Source organism: Holophagales bacterium, from assembly GCA_016699405.1.
Classification (GTDB): domain Bacteria; phylum Acidobacteriota; class Thermoanaerobaculia; order Multivoradales; family JAGPDF01; genus JAAYLR01.
The window spans coordinates 4734967-4751324 of the sequence record CP064972.1; the positions used below are offsets into that span (position 1 = coordinate 4734967).

A 16358-nucleotide genomic window follows, 5' to 3' on the forward strand; every position below is an offset into this window, starting at 1 on the left:
AAAGTCCAGCCCCTGGACTCAAGGGGCCGAATCGAACCAGGACGCGAGCTCCAGGAGCGCCTCCTCCCAGGTCCGCTGCCCCCCGGCGGCGAGGCCCGCGTCGACCTCGGAGGCGGCCAGACGGTCGCGGACCGTGGCGAGCACCCGATCGACCTCGAGCTGGTGATCCTGCCGATTCGCCGGATGCCGCAGCACCGCACCGAGAAGCCTCAGGCCGTTGCCGACGCGCCCGGCATCGATCTCCACCTCCGCCGCGGCCACGAACGCCGGGAGGCCGACGCTCGACGCGCCAGTGGCGCGGTAGATCGCCAGGGTCTCGGCGATCCGTCGTCTCGCCTCGGCGGTCTCGCCCGTTGCGGCGGCGAGGTAGGCGAGGTTGCCAGCGAGCAGACCGAGAAGGTACTGACTGCCGATCGCGGCCGCGATCTCGCGGGCCCGCCCGTAGTACTCCCGCGCTTCGCGCCAGGCCCGCTGCCGGCGCTCGCACTCGCCGATCAGCATCAGCCCGTAGGCTTCGCCCCGGCGGTCGCCGATCTCGCGCGCGAGTTGCACACTCGTCTCGTAGGCCTGACGCGCCCGGGCGAACTCTCCGGCGTCTTCGGCCACATAGGCGAGGCCCGTCGAGGCCGAGCCGGCCGCAGCCCGGTCGCCGATCTCGCGCGCCCGCGCCAGCGCCTCGACGAAACGCGTCTCCGCGTCGGCCGGACGTCGCTCGAAGTAGGCCACGTAGCCGAGCTGGTTGAGCGCGAAGAGCTCGGCATTCTCGACCCCGGCGCGGCGGGCCGAGACCAGGCTCTCGCCGAACGCCGCTTCGGCCTCGCCGTGGCGACCGAGCTCGAGCGCCACCCGACCGATCCGCCCGAGGACGTCGGCTTCGAGCTCGAGCGAGCCGCCGTCGCGGATCTCGGCGAGCGCCGCCGAAAGCCGGAGGAAGCTCTTCCGATATCGCCCCTCGAGGTAGTCGCACTCCCCCAGATGGAACAGGGCGGCGGCCGCCGCAGGCCGGGCCCCGGCGCGACGCAGCGCCCGCCGACCGACGACCAGGTCGGCACGCGCATGACGCGTGTCGCCGGCACGATTGCGCAGCGCCCCGCGGGCCGCCCGGAGCCTCCCGGCAAGGAGCTGGTGTGCGAGGTCGGCCGGGCCACCCGCACGCGGCGGGAGGGCATCGAGCGCGGCGGACAGCATCTCTTCGCCGGCGCCCAGCCAGCCGCTCGACGAGGCGAACGCCGCCACCGCATCGAGGCCGCCGGCGACGATGGCGAATCGACCGGCACCGATCCCCCATCCCCACGCTGCCCGGACGTTTTCGAGCTCTGCGGCGATCTCGCCCAACACGGCCCGGGAGGCGCCGAAGGCCGGGCGCGGGACGATCTCCGCCAGGCGATCGGCAAACCAGCCCGCATGCCGCTCCGCGATCGCCTCCCGCGTCGCCGGACTGCCGGCCAACCGCTCGGCGGCGAAGTGTCGCAGGACCTCGTGCAGGCCGTAGCGACCGGCCGGGTCGTAGCGCAGCAACGAGCGGTCGACGAGCGCGCGGAGCGTCGCCAGTCGCGCTCCCGCCACCTGCTCGGCCGCGGAACGGGTGAACCCGCCGACGAAGCACGAGAGGGCCGCCAACGCCCCGCGCTCGTCAGCCGAAAGGCGCGCCCACGACGACTCGAAGACGCTTCGCAGGCCTCGACGCGGTCGCCCCTCTCCCTCGAGCGGCGGGTCGAGCCCGGCGACATCGCGGGCAATCTCGCTGGCGATCTCTCCCACCGAAAGCGCGCCGACCCAGCCGGCGGCGAGCTCGATGCCGAGCGGCAGGCCTTCGAGCCGCCGGCAGATTTCGCCGATGAGCGGCACGTCGGCAGCCTCCGGCCGCCAGCCCAAGCGGGCGCGGCGCGCCGTCTGCACGAAGAGCTGAACCGCCGCGGACTCGTCTCGCTCCCCTCCGGCGCCCTCCGCCGCCGGCTCGACCCGGCGGTCGCGCGGCAGATCGAGCCCACGCAGCTCGCAGACCCACTCCTCAGGCAACTGGAGTCGCTCGCGTGTCGTGGCGACGATCTTGACCTCGGGCGCGAGCGCCAAAAGGGTGCTGAGCCAGCCGGCCTCCTCGCGCCGGTGCTCGAGGCCATCGAGCAGCAACAGCACGCGCCGTCCGCGCAACGCCGCGAGCAGCGTCGCCTCGAGGTCGCCGGCGCCCTCCAGCGCTTCGCGCGGCGCGACGCCGAGCGCCTCGGCGAGCGCCATGGCCAACGCGCCGCGCCCGCCGCTCTCCCGCGGGCCGACGAAGAGCACCCCATCGGGGAAGGGCGAAGGCCGGTCGCGGACCGCGATCATCGCCTGGCCGAGGCGCAGCGCCAGACGGGTCTTGCCGATTCCCCCCGGGCCGACGAGCGACAGCAGGCGACAGGCGGAGCGATCGAGCTCGGCAAGGACGAGCGCCAGCTCGCTCTCGCGACCGACGAACGGCGTGCTCGGAACGGGCAGGTTGTGCATCGGCGGCAGGGACAGGCGCGCCGACGAGCCGGTCTGGTGCTCGACGAGAGCCGCCGGGGAGCTTCGCCGGATGCTGTCGGCCAGGCGAACGGTCTCGGCGCTCGGCGCCGCCTGGAGCTGCTCGGCGAGCAGGCGGCGGCAGGACTCGAACTGCGCCAGGGCGGCAGCCGGCTCACCGGTCGCCAGGAGCAGCTCCATGATCGAGCGGTGGACCTCCTCGCGCCAGGGATCGAGGGCCAGCAGCCGCCGGGCGTGGGCGATCGCGGCGCCGAGATCGCCGTGGGCCCGGCGGACGGTGACGAGCCGAGTCAGCGCCTGCTCGGCGGCCCGGCGCAGGCGCTCCCGCTCTCCGGCCAGCCACTCCTCGAACTCGAGCGCGTCGGGGACCGCCAGGCCGGCGAGCAGATCGCCGCGATAGAGCTCGACGGCCTCTTCGACGTCGCCGAGCTCCTGTCCCGAGAGCTCGGCGTCGCGCTCGCGGGCGGCACCGCGCAGGCGCCGTGCCGCCCACTCGAACCTCGCGACGTCGAGGTCGATCGCCCCGTCGTGTACCAGCTCGAGCTCGAGCCGCGAGGCACGCAGGGGTGGCTCCCCCCCGTCTCCGAGCTTGCGTCGCAGGTCCCAGACCGCCCGCCGGAGGTTGCCGGAGGCCCGCTCCTCCCCTAGCTCGGGCCACAGGAGGCCCATCAGCCGGGCCCGCGCTTGCGGGCCCGGCGACAGAGCGAGCACGGCGAGCAGGGCCGTCGTCTTGCTCGATTCGAGATGGACCGGCCCACGCCGACTCGCGATGTCGCAGGCGCCGAGAAAGCGCAGCTTCAGTCGAGGGGAGGACATGCCGTTCGCACCGCCACGCCGCCGCGATCGGCCCGGGATCCGACGACCCGCGCCCCCGGATGGCAGCCGACGCGTGCGGCTCGCGCTCGATGATATCCCCCGCCCTGCGCCCTCAGTCCGTGCCCCCCGGCTCCGATGGCGGACGAGACCCGGATCCGCCCTCGTCGCCCCGGCAGAGCGCAGCGAGGTAGCTGCCGAGCGTTTCGATCCCGTCGAAGCCGCGCCGTGCCCTCGTGGCGGGATCCTCCAGGCTGCAGCGCCAGACGGCGGTCGCGCCGTCGCCCTCGCTCCACAATCGCAGGAGGAAGAACCGGTACTCGCTCTCGTTTCGGCACTCGGTGCCCATGGCACGTCTCCTCGGACGCTCCGAGGATCGCCGAGGCGCGTTGGCGGTGCGTTGGAAGAGGAGCCGAGGGGAGACCAACGCCCCCGGACGGGGCCGCCGGATCAGCCGCGGAGCAAGGGCGGCGCCGTCGCCGCGGCGGCGAGCAGACGCTCCCGCCACGGCCCTTCGGCACGCAGGCGGACGAGGTTGCCGAAGAGCCCGCCGATCGTCCGGTCGATGAAGACGATGTCGCGCGGAATCGTCAGATCGCTGGCCTCGCCCATGCTCTGCGCGCCGAGCTCGGCGAGCCGCCGGTAGACGTCCTCGTCCTCGCCGAAACGGTAGGGCGGCGCGGCGCGGAACATCTCGCCCACCAGCGCCACGTAGGGCTCGAGAACCTGCACCGGAAGAGCCCGCCCGTCGCCCTTGGCGACGCCGAGCCGCCGCAGCACCTCGGCGATCTCGCCCGCCTCGCCGGCCACGCCGAGTCGCGCGATCTCGGCGTAACCGGCGGCGATCGACGGCGGGACCTCCTTGACGCACCCGAAGTCGAAGACGACGACGCGGCCGTCCGCCCGGAACGAGAAGTTGGCGAGGTTGGGATCGGCGTGCAGCAGGCGGTGGGTGAAGAGCCCGCGCATCGTGAAGTCGAAGAGGGCGAGCCCCCAGCGGTCGCGCAACGCGCGATCGACGCCCTCGCCGCAGGCCTCTTCCGGCGACAGACCCTCTTCGAGCTCGGTGGTGAGCACGTTGCGCGCGCTCTCCTCGTCGACGAGCCGCGGGACGACGATCTCGCGACACGGGGCGTGCAACTCCGCCATCCGGCGCAGCGTCGCCGCCTCGCGACGGTAGTCGACCTCCTCGCGCAGGCGATCGCGCACCTCCTGCCAGATCGGCTCGAAATCCGCCGAGGAGAGCAGGGCGAAGAGCGTCTCGAGCAGCAGCTTGAGATTGTCCAGATCCGCCTCGAGCACCTGGTCGATCAGCGGGTACTGGACCTTCACCGCCACCCGTCGTCCGTCGCGCAGCCGCCCGCGGTGCACCTGCCCGATCGACGCCGCGGCGAAAGCGGTCGGCTCGAGCTCGGCGAAGCGATCGCGCCAGCCGGGCAACGCGGTGTCGAGCTCGTAGCCGACGACCTCGAATGGGATCGGCGGCGCCTTGCGTTGCAGGGTGCGCAGCGCGTTCGAGACCTCGGGCGGCAGCAGCCCTTCGTGCAACGAGAGCATCTGCCCGACTTTCATCGCTGCGCCCTTGAGCTCGCCGAGGGTCTCGACGATGCGCGCGGCGTTGCGCGCCAGCGTTTCGCGTCGCCGCGCCTCACGCTCGGCCGCCGGGCCGCCGAGCCCGGCGAGCTCGCGCGCCGCGAACGAGGCCCCGACGCGTCCCACCAAGCCGCCGAGCTTGAGCAGGCGGGCCACCGGCGAGGCGAGCAGACCGCGATCGCTCATCGCAAGCCTCGCCAGCCCCGCTCCCGCCGCACCCCGCCGCGTCGCCCGCTCAGGCGACGACCGGGAGCAGGCCGCCGGCGAGCTCACGCTTCTCGGCGGTCAAGGCGTGGCGATACCGCCGCGCCAGCTCTTCGGTCTCCGCTGGCGTGACGAAGCGCTCGTAGAGGTTGGTGCGCTGTTTCGGCTCGTAGCCGGCGGCGCGGATCAGGTGCTCCATCTCGTCCTGACTCATCTTGTAGTGCGCCCCGGCGGCGGCGACGACGTTCTCTTCGATCATGATCGAGCCCATGTCGTCGGCGCCGAAGGCGAGGCCGAGCTGGCCGATCTTCTTGCCTTGCGTCACCCAGCTCGCCTGCAGATGCTGGACGTTGTCGAGGAAGAGCCGCGCCACGGCGAGCGTCTTGAGGTACTCGTGGGCGTAGGTCTCCGGCAACTCGGGCATGTCGGTGTGCTCGTGCTGGAAGGTCCAGGCGATGAAGGCGGTGAAGCCGCCGGTCTCGTCCTGCAAGTCGCGCACCCGCTGCAGATGCTCGACGCGCGCCGCGAGGTCCTCGCCCATGCCGAACATCATCGTCGCCGTCGTCTGCAGGCCGTTGCGATGCGCCTGCCGCATGACGTCGATCCACTCTTCGGGCGAAGCCTTGGGATAGGCCAGCACTTCCTTGCGGATGCGGTCGGAGAGGATCTCGGCGCCGCCGCCCGGGATCGACATGAGCCCCGCGTCCTTGAGGCGGGCGATCACGTCGTAGAAGCTCATCCGCTCCTTCTTCGCCACGAACTTGATCTCGGGCGGCGAGAAGGCATGGCGGTGGATCGTCGGATAGCTCTCGCGCATGAAGGTGAGCAGGTCGACGTAGTAGTCGATTCCCAGGTCGGGGTGAACACCGCCCTGGAGCAGCACCCCGGTGCCGCGCAGCGCCAGCGTCTCCTCGATCTTCCGGCCGATCTCCTCGAAGGGAATCAGGTAGCCCTCGGGATCTCCGGGCGCCCGGTAGAAGGCGCAGAAGCGGCACTTGTAGACGCAGACGTTGGTGTAGTTGATGTTGCGGTCGATGTTGTAGCTCGCCACCGCCGCCCCGTTCTTGCGCTCGCGCACCGCTTGCGCCGCGACGCCGAGCTCGAGCAGCTCGCCGTCGAGGAGCAGGCGATGCGCGTCCCCCGCCGAGATCCGCACCCCGGCGGCGACGTCTTCGAGAATCTCCGGCGCACGCCGGTGGGAGGGAGCGTAGTCGTTCATGGCCGCGGAGCTTATCAGCGGCACTGGATGTCACCGCGTCGGCAATGCCGAGCGCGAGAGTCGTCGAAGGTGCCTCTCTCCTGCCCTCGGCGTCACCCTGCCTCGGCCTCCCGGTCGGCGTACTCCTGCTGAATCCGCTCGACCTCGCTGCGGTTGGCGACGAGCGCCGCGACGCAGTCGGCGTCGAGCTTCTCGCCGGCCATGCGGGCGAGCGCCTCGAACGCCTCGTCGTTGGTCCAGGCGGGCTTGTAGGGGCGGTGACTGGTGAGCGCGTCGAAGATGTCCGCCACGGCGACGATCCGCGCGGCGAGCGGGATGCGCTCGCCGACGAGGCCGTCGGGATAGCCCAGGCCGTCGAGCGTCTCGTGGTGGTGGGTGGCGATCTGGCGCAGCATCCCGACGCCCTCCAGGCCGCCGAGGCCGTAGTGCTCGACGATCGTGTCGATGAGCTGGCGGCCGAGCAGCGTGTGGGCCTTGACGACTTCGTACTCCTCGGGGGTCAGCCGGTCCGGCTTCTGCAGCAGACCGTCGGGAATCGCGAGCTTGCCGAGGTCGTGCAACGGCGCGAGCGCGAAGAGCCGCGCGAGGGTCGCGTCGTCGAGCTCCGGGTAGCGCCCACTCCGCCCGAGCTCGACGCCGATGAGCCGCACGTAGCGCGCCATCCGCTCGAGATGGAAGCCGGTCTCCGGGTCACGGCGGTGCACCATCTGATGCGCCGAGCGAAGCGCGGCGAGCAGGGTGCGTGCGGTTTCGATCTCCTCGGCAACCAGGATCGCCGCGAGGCGGGCGAACAGGTCGAGCGTGTCGAGCGCCGCCTCGTCGAACGGATCGACACGCAGCGAGTTGAAGAAGACGAGACAGGTCCTCCCGCCGCGCAGGGGCCGGGGACAGGTGTAGCTCGAACGGAAACCGCGCTCGCGCACCCAGCGCGTGTGCTCGTGCTCGCCGCGCTCGAAGATCGCCAGGTCGCGCACCAGCCGCGGGCGGCCGAGCTCGAGCAACTGGAGAAGCCCGGGAGCGCTGTCGGCGCTGGCCTGGTAGTGGGCGAGCGGCGGGCCGGTCAGATCGCTCGCCACGAAGGTGCGGATCGACCCGGCGTCGGACTCGACGAGCGCCACGGCCACGCGGTCGACGGCAGGCACCTGGCGCCGCAGCGCCTGATGGAGACGCGAGAGCCGTTCGGCCACCGTGCCCGGCAGGTCGATCGCCGCGAGCGAGTCGAAGCGGAAGCTGACGCCGTCCATGGCGGGACGCTAGCGTCGTCGCCGGGGCCAGAGCAAGAGCGACGGCGAGACGGGATCGCCGCGCCGCGGCGCCGTCAAGGGAACGACAGCGTCCAGCCGACCGCTCCGCCGAAGTCGAAGCCGTCGGCGAAGAGCTCTCCCACCACCGGCTCGAGGGCGACGTCGAGCCGCGTCGCCGGTCCCGAGGCGACGACCACGCCCGGGACGGTCAGCGTCTGATGCCCGGCAGCGTAGAAGCGCAGCGTGTAGGTGCCGGGCAGGAGCGCCCGGTGGTAGTCGCCGACGGCCGGGTCGGTGCCGACCTGCGTGTGCTCCTTGTCCCGACCGACGACCTCGACGTGGCCGGCGAGCGGCGCGAGCGAGGGGTTGCTGCGGACCAGTCCGCGGACGCCGGCGAGCGGCTGCTTGAGCAGGTCGAGCAGCGCCTGCCGGTTGGCGGTCCAGAAGCCGGGCAGGGTCGACCCGGCCGGGTTCTTCGTCCCCGACACCTCGATCGTCATCTCGCGACCGTACTGCCAGTAGTTCATGTAGTCCTGCCGGCCGCCGTTGACCACGTACCAGTCGCAGCCCTCGGTGATGCCGTTGTCGAGGTCGTTCATGTAGCCGGCGTAGGGCGGGTTCGCCTGCGCGTGCGTGGCGTAGTCGCGGGCGACCACCCGCCACCAGTCGTCGTCGGGATGGACGTGCGGCGAACACCAGACGTCCCACGGGTAGTTGACCACCTCGGCACCGCCGTGGAAATTCGTCGACAGGTTGAAATGCCGAGCGCTGGCGAACGCCATCATCGTCTGCGTCTCGAGCCGCCAGGCGTAGCCGTCGGGATGCAGCCCGTCGACGACGTCCGGGAAATTCCGGTTCATGTCGACCCCCGAGCTCGTCCCGTTGGCATTGGTCGCGAAACGAATCGCCCCGCTGACGCTCGCATCGGAGGTGTAGTACGTACCGTCCGGGTTGGCGAACGGGTTGATCCAGATTTCGACGCCGTTGACCAGCGCCGTGATCTCCTGCTTGACCGGGTCGACCGAGGCGGGGTCGTAGTTGCGCAACAGCTCGTCGATCAGGTGCAGCAGCAGCATCGCCCCCACGGTTTCGTCGCCGTGGATCGACGAGGTGAGCAGCACCTCCGGCTCGTCTTCGTCGAGCGACGGGTTGTCGCTGATGCGGATCGCGTAGAGCCGGTGAGGGCGCGAGGTGTTGGCGCTCGGTCCGAGGTCGACGAGATGGCAGATGTCCGGGTAGGTCGTGCCACAGTCGGTCTCGAACTGATTCATCATCGCCACGTAGCCGGACCAGGAGGGATAGGTGTCCCAGGCCTCGCCGACCCGGCCGTCGGCGCGCGTGCCCGGGTCCGGGTTGATCCCGGGATCGGGCAGCTCCTCGACGACGTATCCGGCAGCGAGCAGCTTGGCAACGCCTTCTGGCGTGGTGTAGACGCGGACCGTGCCGTCGTCGTCGACGCCATCGACATCGGCGAGCCGAGCGAGCGCGGCGAGACCCGACCGCTCCACGCCGTGAACCCGCAAGTAGCGCGGCCGATCCTCCGCCGCGCCGGTGCCGGACAGAGAGAGCAGGGCCAGGGCAGAGCCCAGAAGAAACCGGTGCAATCGACGCATGGCGAAAAGTGTAGGCCTCTGCCCCTTCCTCCGTCCTGCCCTATCGGGTGGGCGCGACCGACCGTCCGGGCGGCGGTAGGATCCGCAACCATGGCTTCCACGAAGCGAGCTCGACGAGGAATCGCTCCGCCGGCACCGGCGACGCCGGAATCCGCACCCATCGCGCCGCCCGGCGGGGGAAGGTTCGCGCCGGCGCTCTCGCTCGGCGGGACCGCGATCGCGGTCTTCGCCTGGCTGGCCACGCTCCGGCTCGGGGCGCCGCAACCCTGGTCCTACGACGAGTACTACCACCTCGTTCTGGCCCGCAGCTTCCCGCTCCACCGCTTCCCGTGGACCCCGTTCTCGATCTTCGCCGACGCATTCGCCGACAAAGAACCGCTCTTCCACCTGCTGCTCGCTCCGTTCGCCTCCTGGCCGCTCACCCGTGCTGCCGCTGCCGGCGTCCTGCTCGGCCAGGCGGCGCTCGTGGCGGCGATGGCCTTCGCCCTCGTGCGGCTCGCCGCACCCCGTGCCTGGCTCTGGCTCGCCGCTCTGCCGGGGCTCGGCACCCAGTTGCTCGGCCGCAGCGAGATGCTCCGGCCGCACATCTGGCTCATCGCCTTCACCGTGGTGACATTGGCCGCCCTGGCGACGGCGACACCCTGGTGGGCTCTCGCCGTCCTCGCCGCGCTCTTCGGCCTCGTTCACACGGGCGGCTGGATTGCCGTGCCGTTGGCGCTCGTCGCCTGCCTGCTCGCCTGGCGCGACGGGGCCCCGCCACGGCGACTGGCCACGTGGAGGCCATGGCTCGCGACGACCGCCGGCTGGCTCGCCGGGCAGCTCCTGCATCCGAACTTCCCGGCCAACTTCCGCCTCGCCTGGATCCAGAACGTCGTCGTCGTCTTCCAGTCGGCCGGCGGCGACGAGGCCCTGCGTTCGCAGCTCGGTGCCGAGCTGTTGCCGCCGTCGGCCGCGCTGCTGCGCAATCAATGGCCCGTCTTCCTCCTCACCGCGGCGCTGGTTGCCGCTCTGCTCGTCGAGCCCGCGGCACGGCGCTCGCGCGCGGTGTTGCTGTTCGCCGCCCCGGGGCTGGCCGCGCTCCTCGCCGGGACGCTCGTCATGCAGCGCTTCTTCGAGCTCGGCGGACCGCTCCTGCTGCTCGCCCTTGCCGCCGTCGCCGCGCAGAGCGAGCGTTCGCCCCGGCCGCTCGCCCGCCGCTTCGCGGTCCTGCTCGGCGCGGCGGTCTTCGTCCTCGTCACCGCGCTCGCCATGCGCTCGATCGCCGCCGACACCACCGCCGGGAAGATCTCCCCTCCGGACGGCATGGCCCGCTTCCTCGGTCAGACCGGCAAAGAGAAGGAACGCGTCTTCACCGCGCAGTGGGCCGATTCGGCGCCGCTCCTCTACCACGCACCGCAGCTCGAGTCGCTCGTGGCGCTCGATCCGACATTCTTCTTCGTCAAGGATCCGGTGCGCTTCCGCGACTACGTGCGGATCGTCCAGGGGACCCACGAGAATCCGGCCACGGCGATCCGGGAGGAGTTCGGCGCACGTTGGGTGAGCGTCTGGAAGGCACCGGTCTACGAGCGGTTGGCTCGGCAGCTCGTCGCCGTGCCCGGCGCGACGATCGCCTTCAGCGACCGCGACTACCTGGTCTTCGATCTGGCCGGCGTGGCGAAGCCCTGAGCTGAGCTCGCCCGAACGCGGGAGCGTCGCTAGGCCGGCGACGGCGGTCGCCAGAGGGGAACCTCGGCGAGCCCGGGCGTGAGGTCGTGGCGCGCCGCGCGCCGGTGGAACTCGGCGATGCCGGCGAGCTCGGAGAGGCCGAGCTCGTAGCGCAGGTTCGCCGTGAAGTAGGTCCGCATCACCTCGGCAGACAGGCCGCTCGCGTCGCTCGCCTCGACGACGATCCGCTCGAGATCGGCGCGACCGGACTCGTAGCTCGCCGTGAGCAGGTCGGCCACCCGGGGATGGCGGCACGACGGCGCGACGGCCCAGACGGCGAAGACGAACGGCAGACCGGTGAGCGCCTTCCACTCCGCGGCGAGATCGGTGACGCGGTAGCGCGCCCGGTCGACGTGCAGCGCCGGGTCGCCGATCACCAGTGCCGCGTCGTGCGCGTCGAGCATCTCCTCGACCCGCGGCGCGGCCGGGAAGAACCGCGGCGAAACGCCGTGGCGCTCGGCGAGCACGAGGCGCAGCAGTGCGACCGACGTGCGGCTGTTCTCGTCGACCGCCACGCTGCCGATCTCCCGCGGCGCGCAGTGCGAGACGAGCAGCACGCTGCGCACCTCCTCGGTGGCCGCGATGCCGAGACCGGGGACGATCGAGAGACCGGGGATGCGCTGCAGCTCGATCGTCGGCAGCAGGCCGACGTCGAGCGTGCCGGCACGCAGGCGGTCGGCTAGCGCCGCCGGGGAGAGATCCTCGGCGGCCACCTCGCCGGCAGCGCGTCCCGCGGCCCGCAGCCGCTCGGGGTGCCAGAGCCCCCAGGCGAGCGGCCAGGCGTTGAGGTAGTGGACGACGCCGACGCGGAGAGGAAAGCTGGCGCTCATGGCAGCGGGTGGACGGAACGCTGCCGGGCGGGGGGATGTGGCGACTCCCCCGCCCGGATCCCTCGCCGATGGCGCCGGCTCGGGATGACCGCGACCCTTCGGGCCGCGGTCACTTCGACATCGCCGCCAGGAAGTCGGCGTTCGTCTTGAGCTTGCCGAGCTTGTCGAGCAGCAGCTCCATCGACTCGACGGTCGAGAGCGGGTTGAGCACCTTGCGCAGCACCCAGACGCGACGCAGCTCGTCCTCCGGCATCAGCAGCTCCTCCTTGCGGGTGCCGCTCTTGTTGATGTCGATGGCCGGGAAGGTCCGCTTGTCGACCAGCTTGCGGTCGAGGTGGATCTCGCAGTTGCCGGTGCCCTTGAACTCTTCGAAGATGACGTCGTCCATGCGCGAGCCGGTGTCGACCAGCGCCGTGGCGATGATGGTCAGCGAGCCGCCCTCTTCGATGTTGCGCGCCGCGCCGAAGAAGCGCTTCGGACGATGCAGGGCGTTGGCGTCGATACCACCGGAGAGGACCTTGCCCGAAGGCGGCTGCACGGTGTTGTAGGCGCGTGCCAGACGGGTGATCGAGTCGAGCAGGATGACGACGTCCTTCTTGTGCTCGACCAGGCGCTTGGCCTTCTCGATCACCATCTCGGCGACCTGCACGTGGCGGGTGGCCGGCTCGTCGAAGGTCGAGGAGATGACCTCGCCCTGCACCGAGCGCTGCATGTCGGTGACCTCCTCGGGCCGCTCGTCGATGAGCAGCACGATGAGCACCACCTCGGGGTGGTTCTTCGCCACCGAGTGGGCGAGCGACTGCAGCAGCATCGTCTTGCCGGTGCGCGGCGGCGCGACGATCAGGGCGCGCTGGCCCTTGCCCATCGGGGTGACCAGGTCCATCACCCGCGCCGACATGTCGCCGGAAACCTCGAGGTTCAGGCGCTGCTCGGGGTAGAGCGGCGTCAGGTTGTCGAAGAACACCTTGGTGCGGGTGATCTCCGGCGCCTCGAAGTTGATCGCCTCGACCTTGATCAGGGCGAAGTAGCGCTCGCCCTCCTTGGGCTGCCGCACCTGGCCGGAGACGGTGTCGCCGGTGCGCAGGTCGAAGCGGCGGATCTGCGACGGGGAGACGTAGATGTCGTCCGGACCCGGCAGGTAGTTGTACTCCGGCGCGCGCAGGAAGCCGAAGCCGTCGGGCAGGCATTCAAGCACGCCCTCGGCGAAGATGAGACCGCTCTTCTCGGTCTGCGCCTGCAGGACCTTGAAGATCAGCTCCTGCTTGCGCAGGCCGGCCGCCCCCTCGATCCCGAGCTCGAGCGCCACCTGGGCGAGCTGCGCCGGGGTCATCTCCTTGAGCGCCCGGATGTCGAGCAGGATCCGCTTCCCGTCGCCGGCCGGCATCGGAATGTCCGGCTGAAGGCCGACGTCCTGCGGCAGCCCGTCGTTGTCCTGCGGCACCTTAGGCATGTTCTTCTTTCCTCGTCTCATGCGGCGCGCACGCGACCGCGAGAATGTCTTCGACGTGTCTCCAGAGCTCACGAGCTCCCTCCCCGGTGTGGGACGAAAAGGCGAAGAGCGGGGTCTCCGCGCCGAGATCGAGGGCCGCCCGGATGCCGGAGAGCGCCGCCTGGCGCCGTCCGCGGGAGAGCTTGTCGATCTTGGTGGCGACCACGGTGAACGCGACCCCGAGATCCTCGAGGTAGTCCGCCGCCTGGGCGTCGAGCGCGGTAGCGCCGACCTCGGCGTCGACCAGCAACAACACGCGCCGCGCCGGCTTCGTGCGGCGCAGGTAAGCGTCGATCAGGCGCCCCCACTGCTCGCGGTCGTCGCGAGCGGCACGGGCATACCCGTATCCCGGCAGGTCGACGACCAGGAAGCGGTCCTCGACCAGAAAGTAGTGCAACGCCCGGGTTCTCCCCGGCGTGCGGCTCACCCGGGCGAGCGACGAGGCGCCGAGCAGCCGATTGAGCAACGACGACTTGCCGACGTTCGAGCGCCCGGCGATGGCGATCTCCGGGCGGCTTTCGTCCCGCAGATCGCCTTCGGCGAATACCGATCGGTGAAGCTCGGCCCTCGGGATCCTCAATTTTCCTGGTGCTCTCCGGCCCGTTCGGTGGGCCCCGCGGCGCCGCTCAGGCACCGCCACGGATTGATGATCGGATTTCCAAACAGGAGCGGCCGCCCGAGCGCTCTCGGGCTTCCAGGCGGCCTCGATGATTCGTTTCAGTGGGCCAGCGAGTCCGGCCCGACCGGCGGCTTGGAGGAAGCCTCGTCGAATTCTGCTCCATCCGCGCGGGAAATCGCAAGATCCCCCGCCAGCGCCAGCCTCAGCACCTCGTCCATCGACTCGACGAGGTCGAACTGCAGGGATTCCCGCACCTCCGCGGGGATCTCCTCGAGATCCTTCTCGTTCTCACGCGGCAGGATCACCTGGGTGACTCCGGCGCGGAACGCCGCGAGCACCTTCTCCTTGATCCCGCCCACCGGCAGCACCTTGCCGCGCAGGGTGATCTCGCCGGTCATCGCCACGTCGCGCCGCACCGCCACCTTGGCCACCGCCGAGACGAGCGCGGTCGCCATGGTGATGCCGGCCGACGGCCCGTCCTTGGGGATCGCTCCCTCGGGAATGTGGATGTGCAGATCGAGCTTCTCGCTGAATTCCGGGTCGATGCCCAGGAGCTCGGCGCGGCTGCGCAGGTAGGAGACCGCCGCCCGGGCCGACTCCTGCATCACGTCGCCGAGCTGTCCGGTGATGGTCAGTCGTCCCTTGCCCTTCATCAGGCCGACTTCGGCCTCGAGCAGCTCGCCGCCGACTTCGGTCCAGGCAAGGCCGGTGGCCACGCCGATCTCGGACTGCTCGCTGCGCCGGAAGTGGCGATAGCGCGGCTTGCCGAGGAACTCGCCGAGCAGCTCGGGGGTCACCTCGACGTGGATCGCCTTGCCTTCGCGCACCACGCGCCGCGCCACCTTGCGGCAGACCGAGGCGACCTCGCGGTCGAGGCTGCGCACGCCCGCCTCCCGGGTGTAGCCGTCGATCAGCTGTCGCACTGTCTCGTCCGGCATCGTCGTCCGCTCGGCTTCGAGGCCGTGCGCCTTGAGCTGCTTGGGCACCAGGAACTGGCGGGCGATCGCCAGCTTCTCGTTCGGCGTGTAGCCGGAGAGCTGGATGATCTCCATGCGGTCGCGCAGCGCCGGCGGGATCGGGTGGACGACGTTGGCGGTGCAGATGAACATGACCTTCGAGAGGTCGTACTCGACGTCGAGGTAGTGGTCGACGAAGGCGTTGTTCTGCCCCGGATCGAGCACTTCGAGCAGCGCCGCCGACGGGTCGCCGCGGAAGTCCATCGACATCTTCTCGACCTCGTCGAGCAGGAAGACCGGGTTGACGGTGCCGGCCTTCTTCATCATCTGGATGATCTGGCCGGGGAACGCCCCGATGTAGGTCCGGCGATGCCCGCGGATCTCCGCCTCGTCGCGCACGCCGCCGAGCGACAGACGCACGAACTTGCGACCGGTGGCCTTGGCGATCGAGCTGGCGAGCGACGACTTGCCGACGCCCGGGGGGCCGGCGAAGCAGAGGATCGAGGCCTGCGTCTTGCCGGTGAGCTGGCGCACGGCGAGGAACTCGAGGATCCGCTCCTTGACCTTCTCGAGGCCGTAGTGGTCCTCGTTGAGGATCTCCTCGGCGCGCTTGAGGTCCTTGACCTCCTTGCTCGCCTTCTTCCACGGCACGGCCACCAGCCAGTCGACGTAGTTGCGCGAGACGGTCGCCTCGGCCGAGACCGGCGGCATCGCCTCGAGGCGCTTGAGCTCCTGGTCGGCGCGTTCGCGTGCCGCTTCCGGCATGCCGGCCTTCTCGATCTTCTCCTTGAGCTCGGCGATCTCGTCGGAGCGGTCGTCCTTGCGGCCGAGCTCCTGGTGGATCGCCTTGATCTTCTCGTTGAGGTAGTACTCCTTCTGCGCCCGCTCCATCTGCTTCTTGACCTGCACGTTGATGCGCTTGTCGATGTTCATCTTCTCGATCTCGAGGTCGAGAAGATCGTGCAGGCGCTGCAGGCGTTCGTACGGGTTGACCAGCTCGAGGAGCGACTGCTTGTCGGCGGTCGAGACCATCAGGTGCGCCGCCAGGGTATCGGCGAAGCGGTCGGGGTCCTCGGGCTTGAGGGTCGGCAGGAGCCCCTCGAAGGCCAGGTGGTGCGACATCTTGGCGTACTGCTCGAAGATGCCGAGCACCTTGTTCATGTAGACGTCGAGCTTCTCGCTCGCCGGGAAGCTCGCCTCGAGCGCCTCGACCTCGGCCTCGAACGCCCCTTCGAGCTCCTCGACGGCGCAGAGCGTCGCGCGGCGCACACCCTCCACCATCACCTTGACGTTGCCGTTGGGCAGCTTGAGGTTCTGCACCACGCGGGCCAGCACGCCGATGTCGTAGAGATCGGTGCGCGCCGGGTCGTCGACCTTGGGATCGCGCTGGGCAACCAGGAAGATCATGCGCCCGGCGTCCGCCAGCGCCCGCTCGAGGGCGTGCACCGACCCTTCGCGCCCGACGATGAACGGGGCCATCATGTGCGGGAAGACCACCATGTCCCGCAGGGGGACGAGCGGCAGGCGCTCACGCCGGCTGGCAACGAAGCTCGAGCTCATCTTTCTTCAGCC

Annotated in this window: 11 protein-coding genes; 1 reads left to right on the forward strand and 10 read right to left on the reverse strand. The window is 70.7% G+C overall.

Going from position 1 to position 16358, the window contains the following annotated elements:
* Positions 1 to 18 precede the first annotated feature (18 nt).
* From IPJ17_19695 to IPJ17_19720, 6 genes are all read right to left on the reverse strand, one after another.
* Complete coding sequence (locus IPJ17_19695) at positions 19 to 3318, reverse strand: hypothetical protein (GenBank protein ID QQR73667.1); 3300 nt, start codon at positions 3316 to 3318, stop codon at positions 19 to 21.
* A gap of 112 nt (positions 3319 to 3430) precedes the next feature.
* Positions 3431 to 3664, reverse strand: a complete 234-nt coding sequence (locus IPJ17_19700; GenBank protein ID QQR73668.1) for a hypothetical protein — start codon at positions 3662 to 3664, stop codon at positions 3431 to 3433.
* A 101-nt stretch (positions 3665 to 3765) separates the two neighbouring features.
* On the reverse strand, positions 3766 to 5094 hold the full coding sequence (locus IPJ17_19705) for an AarF/ABC1/UbiB kinase family protein (protein ID QQR73669.1): 1329 nt from the start codon (positions 5092 to 5094) through the stop codon (positions 3766 to 3768).
* Positions 5095 to 5143: 49 nt separating this feature from the next.
* On the reverse strand, positions 5144 to 6331 hold the full coding sequence (mqnC, locus tag IPJ17_19710) for a dehypoxanthine futalosine cyclase (protein ID QQR73670.1): 1188 nt from the start codon (positions 6329 to 6331) through the stop codon (positions 5144 to 5146).
* 92 nt (positions 6332 to 6423) lie between these two features.
* Positions 6424 to 7575 (reverse strand): HD domain-containing protein, encoded by a 1152-nt coding sequence (locus tag IPJ17_19715; protein ID QQR73671.1) that lies wholly within the window; start codon positions 7573 to 7575, stop codon positions 6424 to 6426.
* Between the two features lie 74 nt (positions 7576 to 7649).
* Complete coding sequence (locus tag IPJ17_19720) at positions 7650 to 9188, reverse strand: zinc carboxypeptidase (protein QQR73672.1); 1539 nt, start codon at positions 9186 to 9188, stop codon at positions 7650 to 7652.
* A 90-nt stretch (positions 9189 to 9278) separates the two neighbouring features.
* Here IPJ17_19720 and IPJ17_19725 point away from each other — a divergent pair, with 90 nt between their 5' ends.
* Positions 9279 to 10853, forward strand: coding sequence for a hypothetical protein (locus IPJ17_19725; protein QQR73673.1), 1575 nt, complete (start codon positions 9279 to 9281; stop codon positions 10851 to 10853).
* A 29-nt stretch (positions 10854 to 10882) separates the two neighbouring features.
* On the opposite strand, the gene IPJ17_19730 is transcribed toward IPJ17_19725, so the two are convergent.
* From IPJ17_19730 to lon, 4 genes are all read right to left on the reverse strand, one after another.
* A complete protein-coding gene (locus IPJ17_19730) occupies positions 10883 to 11722 on the reverse strand; it encodes a menaquinone biosynthesis protein (protein QQR73674.1) in 840 nt (279 codons plus the stop codon).
* A 109-nt stretch (positions 11723 to 11831) separates the two neighbouring features.
* On the reverse strand, positions 11832 to 13106 hold the full coding sequence (gene rho / locus IPJ17_19735; GenBank protein ID QQR76234.1) for a transcription termination factor Rho: 1275 nt from the start codon (positions 13104 to 13106) through the stop codon (positions 11832 to 11834).
* Between the two features lie 58 nt (positions 13107 to 13164).
* A complete protein-coding gene (locus IPJ17_19740) occupies positions 13165 to 13791 on the reverse strand; it encodes a YihA family ribosome biogenesis GTP-binding protein (GenBank protein ID QQR73675.1) in 627 nt (208 codons plus the stop codon).
* A gap of 137 nt (positions 13792 to 13928) precedes the next feature.
* Positions 13929 to 16346, reverse strand: coding sequence for an endopeptidase La (gene lon / locus IPJ17_19745; GenBank protein ID QQR73676.1), 2418 nt, complete (start codon positions 16344 to 16346; stop codon positions 13929 to 13931).
* Positions 16347 to 16358 lie beyond the last annotated feature (12 nt).

Coding starts and splice junctions, on each gene's coding strand:
- IPJ17_19695 (QQR73667.1), bottom strand. CDS start 3,318: ATGTCCTCCCCTCGACTGAAGCTGCGCTTTCTCGGCGCCTGCGACATC.
- IPJ17_19700 (QQR73668.1), bottom strand. CDS start 3,664: ATGGGCACCGAGTGCCGAAACGAGAGCGAGTACCGGTTCTTCCTCCTG.
- IPJ17_19705 (QQR73669.1), bottom strand. CDS start 5,094: ATGAGCGATCGCGGTCTGCTCGCCTCGCCGGTGGCCCGCCTGCTCAAG.
- mqnC (QQR73670.1), bottom strand. CDS start 6,331: ATGAACGACTACGCTCCCTCCCACCGGCGTGCGCCGGAGATTCTCGAA.
- IPJ17_19715 (QQR73671.1), bottom strand. CDS start 7,575: ATGGACGGCGTCAGCTTCCGCTTCGACTCGCTCGCGGCGATCGACCTG.
- IPJ17_19720 (QQR73672.1), bottom strand. CDS start 9,188: ATGCGTCGATTGCACCGGTTTCTTCTGGGCTCTGCCCTGGCCCTGCTC.
- IPJ17_19725 (QQR73673.1), top strand. CDS start 9,279: ATGGCTTCCACGAAGCGAGCTCGACGAGGAATCGCTCCGCCGGCACCG.
- IPJ17_19730 (QQR73674.1), bottom strand. CDS start 11,722: ATGAGCGCCAGCTTTCCTCTCCGCGTCGGCGTCGTCCACTACCTCAAC.
- rho (QQR76234.1), bottom strand. CDS start 13,106: ATGCCGGCCGGCGACGGGAAGCGGATCCTGCTCGACATCCGGGCGCTC.
- lon (QQR73676.1), bottom strand. CDS start 16,346: ATGAGCTCGAGCTTCGTTGCCAGCCGGCGTGAGCGCCTGCCGCTCGTC.